Annotated in this window: 12 protein-coding genes; 1 reads left to right on the top strand and 11 read right to left on the bottom strand. The window is 69.2% G+C overall.

From position 1 onward, the window contains the following. Positions 1–181 precede the first annotated feature (181 nt). Positions 182–541 carry a hypothetical protein gene (locus ACZ6QQ_RS04815; RefSeq protein ID WP_465874374.1) on the top strand — a complete coding sequence of 120 codons (360 nt, stop codon included), beginning with the start codon at positions 182–184 and terminating at the stop codon, positions 539–541. Positions 542–1,187: 646 nt separating this feature from the next. Here ACZ6QQ_RS04815 and ACZ6QQ_RS04810 read toward each other — a convergent pair. From ACZ6QQ_RS04810 to ACZ6QQ_RS04760, 11 genes are all read right to left on the bottom strand, one after another. Next, on the bottom strand, positions 1,188–1,883 hold the full coding sequence (locus ACZ6QQ_RS04810) for a hypothetical protein (protein ID WP_465874372.1): 696 nt from the start codon (positions 1,881–1,883) through the stop codon (positions 1,188–1,190). A gap of 40 nt (positions 1,884–1,923) precedes the next feature. After that, positions 1,924–2,907, bottom strand: coding sequence for a methyltransferase (locus ACZ6QQ_RS04805; RefSeq protein ID WP_465874371.1), 984 nt, complete (start codon positions 2,905–2,907; stop codon positions 1,924–1,926). Between the two features lie 122 nt (positions 2,908–3,029). Next, positions 3,030–3,791, bottom strand: coding sequence for an SDR family NAD(P)-dependent oxidoreductase (locus ACZ6QQ_RS04800; protein WP_465874369.1), 762 nt, complete (start codon positions 3,789–3,791; stop codon positions 3,030–3,032). A 223-nt stretch (positions 3,792–4,014) separates the two neighbouring features. Then, positions 4,015–4,833 (bottom strand): SDR family NAD(P)-dependent oxidoreductase, encoded by an 819-nt coding sequence (locus ACZ6QQ_RS04795; protein WP_465874367.1) that lies wholly within the window; start codon positions 4,831–4,833, stop codon positions 4,015–4,017. Between the two features lie 150 nt (positions 4,834–4,983). Then, the gene (locus ACZ6QQ_RS04790) at positions 4,984–5,625 is read right to left on the bottom strand and encodes an antibiotic biosynthesis monooxygenase family protein (protein ID WP_465874365.1); all 642 of its coding nucleotides are present in this window, start codon (positions 5,623–5,625) and stop codon (positions 4,984–4,986) included. An 87-nt stretch (positions 5,626–5,712) separates the two neighbouring features. Further along, on the bottom strand, positions 5,713–6,306 hold the full coding sequence (locus tag ACZ6QQ_RS04785) for an NADPH-dependent FMN reductase (protein WP_465874364.1): 594 nt from the start codon (positions 6,304–6,306) through the stop codon (positions 5,713–5,715). After that, entirely contained in the window at positions 6,303–7,544 is a 1,242-nt protein-coding gene (locus tag ACZ6QQ_RS04780; RefSeq protein ID WP_465874362.1) for an MFS transporter, read from the bottom strand. The genes ACZ6QQ_RS04785 and ACZ6QQ_RS04780 overlap by 4 nt, the downstream gene beginning before the upstream one ends. A gap of 26 nt (positions 7,545–7,570) precedes the next feature. Continuing rightward, positions 7,571–7,786 carry an acyl-CoA carboxylase subunit epsilon gene (locus ACZ6QQ_RS04775; RefSeq protein ID WP_465874360.1) on the bottom strand — a complete coding sequence of 72 codons (216 nt, stop codon included), beginning with the start codon at positions 7,784–7,786 and terminating at the stop codon, positions 7,571–7,573. A 55-nt stretch (positions 7,787–7,841) separates the two neighbouring features. Next, entirely contained in the window at positions 7,842–9,401 is a 1,560-nt protein-coding gene (locus tag ACZ6QQ_RS04770; RefSeq protein ID WP_465874358.1) for an acyl-CoA carboxylase subunit beta, read from the bottom strand. A 34-nt stretch (positions 9,402–9,435) separates the two neighbouring features. Beyond that, on the bottom strand, positions 9,436–10,200 hold the full coding sequence (locus ACZ6QQ_RS04765) for an SDR family oxidoreductase (RefSeq protein WP_465874357.1): 765 nt from the start codon (positions 10,198–10,200) through the stop codon (positions 9,436–9,438). Between the two features lie 31 nt (positions 10,201–10,231). Beyond that, a complete protein-coding gene (locus tag ACZ6QQ_RS04760; RefSeq protein ID WP_465874355.1) occupies positions 10,232–12,244 on the bottom strand; it encodes an SDR family oxidoreductase in 2,013 nt (670 codons plus the stop codon). Between the last annotated feature and the right edge of the window lie 3 nt (positions 12,245–12,247).

Here is a 12,247-nt window from a genome sequence, read left to right as displayed (position 1 = left end):
GGAAGGCGCCGCCACGACGGCACCCGACAGCAACACCACCAGTCCCCGACCGGCCACTGAGTCGCGGCAACATTCATTGTCGACGACCACAAGGTCGCGGTTGGTCGATCTCATCGGCAATGTCGATCTTTCCAATATCTATACGGGAGACAAGATGCGTCGCATGATTCAGACTGCGATTATGGCTACCGTGATGCTCGGCGCTGTCGCCGTACCGGCGGCGCCCGCGCTCGCGGTTACCGGCGGCACTTCGGCCGCAGTTGCGGCGGCCTGCTCCATCCCCCAGGACGATCCCTACTACGGGTGGTACGCGTACACGGAGGCAAACACTCCGCTTCGCGTGGGGCCGCAGGCCGGATGCGACCCGATCACCTACCTCGCCAGCGGCACCTACGTTGCGCTCTCCTGTTACTACGTCAACAGTGCGAACAACACCTGGTACGCCGCGTACGACTACAACACGGACCGGTACGGCTGGATCTACTCTGCCAACCTCTACGGGACCTCCACCTCAGGCATGGACTACTGCGACGGCTGGTGACGGCGCGGCTCGGATCCGGGTTGAGGACAGCTCCTCGGGACATGGTCGATCGACTTCGGTAAAACGCGGAGAGTAGACCTCGCCACCACGATGGTCGGCGTCGACAGGACACCGATACCAGCTTTCGAGTTACCGGGTGGCGCCCCTCATGGGGTAGCCACCCGGATCGCTGCGCCTGGCCTGTCGGTGACTGCCGCTTCGGCTACCGCCGTCGCGGACCAACCGAGGCCGCACCTCCGCGCGGCCCGCCGGTGTGATCACCCGACATCGGACCTGTCCCAGGGCGATACCTAACGCTCGGCCGGGCAGGGCCACGCCCGCTCACGCGAGATGCCCCATCGTGACGCGTCGTTTGCCCACTCACTTGCCCGCCGAACAAGTTAGAGCCCGCTTCCTCGATCTGCAGGAAGCGGGCTCTAACCCGGTGTTTCATTTGTAGCGGGGACAGGATTTGAACCTACGACCTCTGGGTTATGAGCCCCGCCCATGGTTCAAACCCCTGAGCGCCACGCGTCTATCTCCCCAGCAGCCCGGGCTTGTCGTCGCCTTGTTGCCGCCGGTTCTCGACAGGGCAGCGCGACGAGCGTACGGAAGAGGTCCTCGCAGTCCTGGAGGACCGGGCGGCTGAGCGGCGGATGGCATCCCGCTACGACGACACGGGTGGCCCGATGAGGCTGGTGTGATGCTGGTAGCGCCTGCCCGCACCGGTGTCCCCGCTGCCGACCTGATCGAGGATCGGCTCGATCACCTCGGCGATGTGTGTCTGCGCCTCCTGCTCGGAGGCCCACTCCGACAGCAGGAACACACTGGTGCCGTCGACGCTGATGTGGAAATTGGCGGCGATTGCACCCGGGTACGCGCGCTCCTCGCCCTCGGTGGCCTCCTCCGAGGCGAGCAGGCCGTCGACCCAGCCCTGCGCCGCTTCGTAGTTCTCCATCTTGAAGATGGCAGCCGGGTAGCACTGCGGAACCGGTGCCGGCTCGGTGAGCGCGCCGCCGCGTACCACCCGGTACAGCCGGTACCGCTGTGGTTCTGGAGCCTGGACGCCGGGTACGCCCCAACCTGGCGCTGCCCGCGACACACTTCCCTCCTCCCGCAACGACGCGGCCAGCGCCGCGTCCGACGACCACTGCGCGTACGTCAGCACCGCATCGCCGTCAGTGCTGCTGAAGCAGTTGAGCGAGATGAGACCGGACGGCCAGGTACTCGCCCTCCAGTGTGCGACGATCGCCTCGGCCAGGGCCTGTTGGCGCTCGGGGCCGCCCGCGATCACCTCGCTGACGAGCGCGGAGGTGACATCGGGGTGATGGATGACCGGCTGGACGCCGGATGAGGTGGACATCCTTGACTCCTCGGGGTGAAAGCCGGATTCCTCGGGGTGGTCAACGACTCTTGTGGCCGACGACCAGGACGTCGTCAGGCGTATCGGTGAGCTCCACCGTCTCCGGGCGGAATCCCACCTTGGCCAGCCAGCCCTGGCACTCCTCGGCCGAGTACTCGCCGCCGCCGGCGGACCAGACCAGCATGCTCAGGCTCGCCAGGACGGCGTTGAGCGACGGGTTGCGGTCGCCGACCATCGGGTCGTAGACAAACACCGCCCCTCCGGGCTTGACCGCCTGGTACGCGTTCTGCAGCAGCTTGATCCGATCCTCCTCGCCCCAGTTGTGCAGGATGTGACCGAAGATCAGCACGTCGGCCTCGGGTAGCGGGTCGGTGAAGAAATTCCCACCGCTGAACGTGACTGCGCCGGCCCCGTCGAGCGTGGCCATGTGCCTGGTGAATGCCGGCTCCAGTTGCGGCAGGTCGAAGACGGTGGCGGTGAGGTGCGGATTCCTGGCCACCAACGCGTGGGCGAAATTGCCGCGAGCGCCGCCGACGTCCACGACCGAGCTATACCGGCTCCAGTCGAGGCTGCTGATGCGCAGTCCGATCGGTGTGTTGAACATGTCCATGCTGTCCAGGAACGCCTCGGTCGCCGCCTCGTCACGGTACAGCGAGTCGTACGGATTACCCTCGACCGCGGCACGGTTCTGCGGTTGCCCGGTACGCAGGGAGGTGGCGAGACCGTCCCAGGCGGGATTCAGCTCGCTTGCGCAGAACCGCAGGTAGCCACCGATGTACTCGGGCCGACCACGGACCAGGTGCCCCTCGGCGGTGGCGGAGTTCCGCAGCTCTCCGTCCTCGTGTTCGAGCAGCCCCAGGTTCACCAGGGCGAGGAGGAAGTCCCGGGCACCCGGCATCCGGAACCCGAGCCGGTGAGCCACCTGCTCCACGGTCGCCGGGGCACCCGACAACTCGGTGAACAGGTCGGCCTCCACCGCGGTGACCAGGATCTTCGTTTGCCAGTGGCCGGTCACGATCGCCATCACTGGTCCAGGACCGGCGGACACGGGTGGCTCGGTGTGCGCGGAGTTCATGTGGGTGACGCCTCCTCGGAACGTTCGGGCCGTACAAGGAAGATGGGGACACCCTGGCGGCGGGGTAGCAGCTACCAGGCGTACGCGGTGCCTTCGTGGTTGTGGAAGGTCCCGGTGGTGCCGTCGTCGGAGAGCGCGACGCGGACGACGCCGGCCGCCCCCTCGGCGGGGTCACCCGCACCCGGTGGGGGTTTGCCACCGCCGAATCCGGTGGCCCGCAGGCCGGGACAGACCAGGTGGACCGTCACACCGGTGCCGCGCAGTTCGTTCGCGTAGAGCACGGTGACGGCGTTCAGCGCCGCCTTGGAGGAGCGGTAGGCCAACGGGGTGAGATCGGCCCAGGGTGCCGTGGGGTCGGTCATCGTGTGCATCGCGCCCAGCACACTGGTGACGTTCACGATCCGGGCCGACGGTGCACGTCGCAGCAGCGGTAGCGTGGCGTTCGTGGTCGCGACGACGCCGAAGACGTTCGTCTCGTAGGTGGCACGCATGTCGTCCACGCTCGCCTGCGACGGCGGCGCGAAGCCGACCGCCACACCCGCGTTGTTGACCAGGACGTCCAGCCGCCCGGGAGCTGCCTCGATCGCTTTCGCCGCCGCCGCGACGGAGTGCGGGTCGGTGACGTCGAGTTGCACCAGTTGGGCGGTCAGCCCGTCGGCGGCCAGCAGGTCGACCGCCAGCTGCCCCCGGACAGGGTCGCGGGATCCGAGCAGGACGTGTACGCCGGCTTCGGCGAGTTGCCGGGCGACGTGGTACCCGATTCCCGCGTTCGCGCCGGTGACCAGCGCGACCTTGGCGGCTACCACCGCGCCGACGGCACGGGCACCGTACACGATGGATAGTCGGGCTGCGGGGAGTTCATGTATTCAAAGTCTCCTCGGAATCGTCGCCATCAGGAGAACGGGAGGAAGACCATCCCGGGGCGATGGACAGGCAGGACGGTGAGTCGGAAAATGTCTGCGACCAACGGGACGCCGTCGATGTTATTCGGTCGTGGCGGTGGTCCCGGTCAGGCTTTGTGAAGGGATTTCTCAATTCTTTGTGAAGCGCTCGGTGTCAGCGGGACAACAACTCGTCGGTGATGTGGTGCAGCCGCAGTGCCTTGTCCCGGTCGAAGGCGTCGCCGTCCAGACCGATCCGCCGCCCTTCGACGAGCGCGCTGAGCGGCTCCGACGGCGGTGCGTCCAGGGCGGCGACGATCGGCACGATGCTCAGGTCCACCGGCTTGCCGGACCGCTTCATCGACTCGATCTGCACCGCGGTCGCCGGATCGTACTCACCGGCGAAGCTGGTCGCCGTGCTCCCCGGGTGGAACAGCACATAACGGATACGGCTGCCCGGGTGTTGGGCGGTGAAGGCGACTCCGAGCAGGTCGTTCAGTTTCCCGCCCTGCATCAGCGCGCCGATTCCCTCGTAGTGCCGCGCGAGCCCGAGGTCGTCCCACTGGATCCGGCCCGGGCTGGGGCCAGGCCCGGCGACATTCATGACAACTGGACGGTCCGCCTGTTCCAGCACGTCAGCCAGGCCGTGCCCGAGCAGGAACCGACTCAGGTAGTAGAGCGCGAACGTGTGTTCGAAGCCCTCCTCGGTCACCTTCCGCTCGGTGTTGAAGTACCGGGCGCACAAGACCAGGGCGTCCACCACCGGGTACTTCGCCTTGATTTCCTTGACGACCCGCTCGTTCTCCGTGACCAGGCTCAGATCGGCCGGGATGACAAGTCCCTCGCCGCTGACGCTACCGGCCTCGTCGAGAATCGCCGCCCCTTTCGCCGTGTCCCGGCCGATGATGACGACGTTGTCGCCGCGACGCAGGTACAGGAGCGCGAGCGCGGCACCGATTCCATCGGTCCCGCCCGAAATCACAACAGTCTTCAACGAAATCTCCCAGGGGCCTGACATCGAATCCGGTTCTCACGTGGACGTGGACATCGGGACGCCAGCCGCAGTGCCCACAGCCGAGACCTTACCAGGAGAGACAACCAACTGTACCAACCAGTTCAATTTCGCCGGCCGCGCATGTCCCAATCAGGACCACGAGACGCTCCGGTGCAGGTGGTACCGCTTGAAGCCGATCGGACGCACGCCCGGCGTTGTGGTGCTGATTCGCAGCGTGGTCGTCCGGGTGGCCCCGGCCAGGAATGCCTCGTGCGCCTCGTCCGAGGTCCACTCCGCATAGTTGAGGACCCGGCTGCCGTCGGCGCTGACGTGGAAGTTCGCGGTGAGCATCCCCGGGTGCTGGCCGGGTGGCGCATGCTCGATCGAGTCGGCGATGGAGTCGACGATGTACTCCTGCCGGTCCGGACCGTCCACGTCGAACGTCGCGATCACCATGCACGCGGGTGGTGCGTCGTCCTGGACCACGCTGCGCCGCAGCCGGTACTCGACCGGCCCCGCCCCCGACTCCCCATGCAGCGACCGGACCAACTCCCGGTGACCGTCCCCGCCCACACATCGGGTGTACGCCAGGACCGTGTCGCCCGTGATGTCGAGAAAACAGCTCGACGAGCGAATCCCTGACGGCCGCGTCGTGCCGGACAGGCGTCGCCCGAGGTCTTCCAGCCGGCGTAGCGCCGCCTCAGGGTCCGGCGCGTACCAGGTGCTGACGAAGGCGATCGGGGCATCGGCACGACGCACATCGGGCATGACGGTCGAGATCGGCGGGGTCATCCTGTCTCCCGTGTCGAGGGGTGGCGGTCTGGTACCGGCGCCGTTCGCCACCGGTACCTGGACCATGGAGTCCGTCAGGCAACAGCGTCAGCGCCGGTACGGACGCCTTGTCCGCGCGTCCCGCAGTGCCTCGGCCCACCAGTGGAGTTGGTCGAGCAGCGCCTTCGTGGCGGCCTCGCACTCCTCGGGGCGGTACGGGCGTCCGTCGTCGTCGAATCGCGCCCGAGCATCGTGGAAGCTGACCGACTCGCGCACGGTCACCGCGTGCAGTTCGGCGAAGACCTGACGGAGTTGCTCCACCGCGCGCAGCCCGCCCGCGACTCCGCCGTAGGAGACAAAGCCGACCGGCTTGGCCGCCCATTCCCCGGTGAACCAGTCGAGCGCGTTCTTGAGCGCGGCGGGAAAGCTGTGGTTGTATTCGGGTGTGACCACGACGAACGCGTCGCCGACGGCCAGCCGGCCGGCCAGCGCATCCCGTACCGGTGCGGTTTCGGTGTCCGGCGGGCAGCCGGTCGCCGGCATCACCAGCGGCAGCCGGTAGTCAAGCAGGTCGACCACGTCGACGGCCAGGTCCGTGTGCGCCATGGCCTGGCCGACGAACCAGTCGGCCACGGTCGAGCCGAGCCGCCCGTCCCGGACGCTGGCGATGACGACGACGAGGTTGATCGGTTGGTCCGTCACAGTGGCGCCTTCCGCTGGATCGTGGTGGGGACCGGGACGGCGTGCCGGTGCCGGATCCCGGTGAGCGCGACGAGCAGGCCGGCCGCGCCGACGGCGGTGACGAGCGCCAGGGCCGGTCGGGGGCTGCCGGCGGTTGTGAGCAGCAGCGCCACGAGCGGCAGCAGAACCACGGCACCGATCTGCACACCGGCCTGGTAGAGCGACACCGCTCGGCCCCGGTTCGCGATCTCCACGGTGGCCGTGGCCTGCATGTTCAGCGCCGCGAAGGACAGCACGAATCCCGCCTCCACCAGCAGCAGGGCCGGCAGTGTCGTGGTCGGATAGGCGTGCACCCACGGCCGCCAGAGGTAGTAGAGGATGCCGAGGAACGCGGCGAGCGCGCCGAGGGCGATCAGCCGGGTGGTGCCGAAACGGGCAACCATCCGACCGGCGAACGGGACCGTCAGCATCAGCGGTACGCACGCCGGGAGCAGTGCCAGCGCGGTCTGCCAGGGACGCCAGCCCAGCTCGTGCCAGGTCTGGAAGGTGACCAGCAACAGCAGGCTCTGGTACGTGCCGTTGAGCGTGGCCGCGCCGACAGCCGAGCGCACCAACATGCCGTCGCGTACGGGTGCCGGTCGCGGCGCGGCGGTGGGCGGCGGATCCGGCGGCAGCAGCCGCAGGCCGAGCACCAGGAGCACCAGGGCCACCGGGGCGGGGAACAGGAAGATCCAGTGCCAGCCCGACTCGATCAGCACGCCGGATAGGAGCAGCCCGACGGTGAACCCGACGGCGCCGAACAATCCGTAGACCGACACCGCCCGCCGGTGCTGCGGCCCCGCGAACGTGGCGCCGATTATGGCCAGCCCGGTCGGCGCGGTCAGCGCCGCGCAGAACCCCTTGACCACCCGGGTGGCGATCAGTACCGCGATGTCGTCGGAGAGACCGCCGACCAGCGAGGCCACGGCGAAGACGGCCATCGCGACCAGGTACGCGCGGCGGGCCCCCCATCGGGCGGTGATCGGCCGCCCGAGCAGGAGCAGCGTGGCGAACCCCAGTGCGAAGCCGCTCATCAGCCACTGCACGTTCAGCAGCGACAGGCCGAGGTCGGCACCGATCGACGGCAGCGCAACGAGCACCACCGACACCTCGATGGAGTCCAGCACCATGTTGCCCGACAGGATGGACAGGATCGCCCATGCCCGCCGGTCCCAGCGGGCCGATTCCGCTCCGGTACCTGTGGCCGAGATCGCCGTCATGGCCCTCCCTTTCCGTCGACCGGCCGTCAGCGGAAACCGTTACGCCAGGTACGCGGGCCGTCGAAGCCTGCCGTCCGGGCAAAGGCGCGAGGGCGGGGCTCCGCCGCTCGGCCGGGGTCCCCGGCCGACGCCACGGTCCCGGTCGTCCGCGAGCGCAGCAGCGTCACCAGCGCGGCGAGTTCCACCGCGTCCGGGCTGCCCTTCACCACCCGCAGCAGGTAGCGGCTGTCCTGTTCACCCATCTGAACTCCTCTGTCACACGAGTTGTCCCAGGGACGGCGTCGGTCGTCCGTCGCGTCACTGCGGCGGGTTGCCGTGCTTGCGACGCGGCAGGTCGGCGTCCTTGGCCTGGAGCATGGTCAGCGCACGGACCAGCACCGATCGGGTCTGACGGGGATCGATGACGTCGTCCACCAACCCTCGCTCGGCCGCGTAGTAGGGGTGCATCAGCCCGGCCCGGTACTCGTCGATCTTCTGCCGCCGGGTGGCCTCGGGGTCGTCCGCCGCGGCGATCTCCCGACGGAACACGACGTTCGCCGCACCCTCGGCGCCCATCACCGCTATCTCGTTGCCGGGCCAGGCCAGCGCGATGTCCGCCCCGATCGACCGAGAGTCCATCACGATGTACGCGCCGCCGTACGCCTTGCGCAGCACCACCGAGATCCGGGGGACGGTGGCGTTGCAGTAGGCGTACAGCAGCTTCGCGCCCCGGCGGATGATGCCCTCGTGCTCCTGGTCGACGCCGGGCAGGAATCCCGGCACGTCGACCAGGGTGACCAGGGGAATGTTGAAGGCGTCGCAGAACTGGACGAAGCGGGCGCCTTTCTCGCTGGCCTTGATGTCCAGCACCCCGGCTAGGCTTGCCGGCTGGTTGGCGACGATGCCCACCACCCGGCCGTCGAGACGGCCCAGGGTGCACACCAGGTTCGGCGCCCAGGCGGCGTGCACCTCCATGTGCTCCCCGTCGTCGACGATCTCCTCGATCACCTCGCGGACGTCGTACGACCGGCTGCCGTCGGCCGGCACGATCCGCAGCAGGGCGTCACCGAGCCGGTCGGCGGGGTCCTCGCTCCGCCGCGACGGCGGCAGTTCCTGGTTGTTGGACGGCAGTAGGGACAGCAGGAAACGCACCTCGGTCAGGCAGGTCTCCTCGTCGTCGTAGACGAAGTGAGCCACCCCGGAGACACCGGCGTGCACGTCCGCGCCACCGAGCCCGTCCTGGGAGACCTGCTCGCCGGTGACCGTGCGTACCACGTCCGGGCCGGTGATGAACATCTGCGAGATGTCCCGTACCACGAACACGAAGTCCGTCAGCGCCGGCGAGTAGGCCGCGCCGCCGGCGCACGGTCCCAGCATCACGCTGATCTGCGGGATGATCCCGGAGGCGCGGGTGTTACGCCGGAAGATTCCGCCGTACCCCGCGAGTGCGGGCACCCCCTCCTGGATCCGTGCGCCCGCCCCGTCGTTCAGTGAGATGAGCGGCGCGCCGGCCGCGATGGCCATGTCCATGATCTTGTGGATCTTCTGGGCGTGGGCCTCGCCCAGCGCACCGCCGAATATCCGAAAGTCGTGCGCGTAGACGAACACGGTCCGGCCGAGCACCGTGCCCCAGCCGGTGACCACCCCATCGGTGTACGGCCGCCGCTCCTCCAGGCCGAATCCGGTGGCCCGATGCCGGCGCAGCGGCTCCACCTCCGTGAACGATCCCTTGTCCAGCAGCAGGTCGATCCGTTGGCGGGCGACCAGCTTGCCCTTGGCGTGCTGCCGCGCGGTAGCACCCGGGTCCGCGCCCTCGCGGGCCAGTTCCTTCAGTCCGTCCAGTTCGGCCAGGCGGTCGACCAGATCGTTGGCCGTCATTGTGTCCTCCCCTCGTCCTGCCGGGCCAGGTGCCTCACCAGCCCAGCCGCAGCCCGGTCGCGGTGCCGTCCTCGCTGACGAACGTGGCCGTCTGGCCGTCGTCGCCGAGGGTCGCCAGCAGTACCGGGATACGCGCGCCCTGCTCGGGCGTGAGTACTCCCCGGTGATCGTTGATGTCGGTGGCGACAAAGCCCGGCGACACGGCGTTGACCAGGATGCCGGTGTCCCGCAGTTCGTTGGCGTAGGTGACGGTGACGGCGTTCAGCGCGGCCTTCGAGGTGTTGTAGTCCAGCACCACCGGGAAGACACCGGGTGGAAAGAGGCCGGTCGGGTCGGTCCGTTCGGCGGCGTGCGTCAGCGATCCCAGCAGACTGCTGACGTTCACGATCCGGCCGGCCGGCGACCGTCGGAGCAGCGGCAACATCGCGTTGGTCACCGTGACGACGCCGAACACGTTCGTCTCGAAGGTACGCCGTACCTGGTCGGTAGGGGTCTGGCTGGGTGGTGTCGGCGGACCGCCGGTACCGGCGTTGTTGACCAGGGCATCGAGCCGGCCCACCTCCTCGTCGATCCGCTTGGCGGCGAGGGCGACGGAGGACTCGTCGGTGACGTCGAGCCGTACGAACCGGACGTCGAGGCCGTCGGCCCGCAGGTCGCGCTCGGCCGTCCGCCCCCGGTCCTCGTCACGTGCCCCGAGGTAGACGCACATGCCGAGCACGCTCAGCTGCCGGGCGACCGCACGCCCGATGCCCTTGTTGGCCCCGGTTACGAGTGCGACACGGGTGCTGCTGGAGGTCATGGTTGCCCTCTCGACTCGGATAGCGGGTGGGTCACGGCCCGAGCAGGGTGCCGCCGCTGGCGTCGATGAACGCGCCGGTGATCCAGCGGGCCTCGTCGGTGGCGAGGAACGTGACCACGTCGGCGACGTCCCCGGCATCGCCGACCCGGTTGAATGCGGACAGCCGCGCCAGCTGCTCGACCACCTCAGGGTTGCCGAAGACTGCGCCGCCGTTGTCGGTGATGCCGGGCGCCACCGTGTTGACCGTGATCCCGCGCTGGGCCAGGTGCCGGGCGAAGTGCAGCGATATCTGCTCGATCGCGCCCTTGGTCATCGCGTAGACAGCCTGTTCGGGAGTTGCGCAGCGGGTGATGCCGGAGGAGATGTTGATGACGCGCCCGCCCTCGGGCAGCAGGCTCGACGCGCGCTGCACGATGAAGAACGGCGCTCGGGCGTTCACCGCGAAGTACCGGTCGAATTGTTCCGGCGTGACGTCCTCGGGCGCGATGCCGGTCGCCGCGGTCTCGGCCGCGTTGTTCACCACGATGTCGAGCGTGGTGTCGCCGGTACGCTCTTTGAGTCCCTGCTCCAACGCCAGGAACAGTTCGTGGACGTCGCCCGGTACGCCCAGTTCGGCGCGGACCGGGAAGGCCCGGCCACCGTCGGATTCGATCACGGCGACGGTTTCCCGCGCCGCCTCCTCGTTGGTCGCGTAGTGCACGGCGACCAGGGCACCCTCGCGGGCCAACCGCTGGGCCGTCGCCCGGCCGATGCCCCGGCTGGAACCGGTGACGAGTGCCGTCTTGCCGCTGAGCCTGTCCATGGTGAACCTCCTGTCGATCGAAGCGGAACGGTGTGCCCGGTCGTCCTCGGCCGGCAACCCCGACCCGGGGACGGCAGCGGGAGCCGGGCTGGTCTCCCGGATGTCCAGGCCGCTGATCATCCGGGCGAGGTGGCTCCGGACGGCGTCGATGTCCAGCAGTTCTGCGAAGACAGCGCGCAGCGCGTCCGTCTCCGGGCCGCCGAACAGCAGCAGCGCCTGCGCTCGGATGTTGGTCAGCGTGCGTGCTCCGACCGGGTGCCGGTCGTCGTGGTACGAGTCGAGGATCTCGTCGCCCGCCGCGCCGGCGAGCCGGGCGGCGAGCTTCCCACCGAGGTTGAGCGCATCCTGCAGGCCGAGGTTGAGCGCCTGCCCCCCGACCGGCATCTGGACATGCGCGGCGTCACCGGCGAGCAGTGTCCGGCCCCGCCGATACCGGGTCACCTGGCGGCTGCTGTCGTCGAAGCGGTTGAGCCACCGGGGTACGCCGTGACCGATGTCCTCGCCGGTCACCTCGGCCCAGGCGGTGACCACCTCGGCGAAGTCCGGCTCGCCCGCGCCGCCGCGGGGAGGCCGACCGTGGCGGCGCACCATGAGCCGGGTGGTGCCGTCAGCGCGGCGGTACGCGGTGGCCACCCCGTCGGGCAGGCGCTGGAGCCTCCGGTCGGGGATGTCGATCCCGGTGACGTCGGCCCGCAGCATCTGCCGGGTGGCGTCCACCCCGACCAGGTCGTATCCGGCCAGTTGGCGTACCGTGCTCCGCTCGCCGTCGCAGCCGACCAGATAGGCGGCAGAGAGCCGGCGCGCGCTGCCGTCGGGCGCCAGCACGTCGACCTCGACCCGGTCGGCGTACCGGGTCAGGCCGGTCACCACGTGCCCACGCCGTACCTCCGCACCGAGGTCCGTGACCCACTCCTGGAGCACCGCCTCGATCCGGGGCTGCGGACACTCCCACTGGCCGGCGAAGGGATGACCGGCGAGGGCCGCCGCCAGGTCGAGCCGGATGCCGCCGAAGTGACCGGCGCCACCGTGGGGTAGCTGGCCCAGCCGGTCCAGCACGCCGCGCTCGGCGAGCAGCCTCATCGTGCGGGTATGCAGGATGGACGCTCGGGACTCGGTGGTCGGCGCGGTCAGCCGCTCCAGCGTGATGGTCCGGACGCCGCCGGTACGCAGCTCGCCCGTGAGCATCAGCCCGACCGGCCCCGCCCCGACGACGATGACGTCGGTGTCCAGTACGCCATCCACGGC

This window comes from Micromonospora sp. NPDC049529 (assembly GCF_055586685.1).
This window is presented reverse-complemented; position numbering and strand designations above follow the sequence as displayed.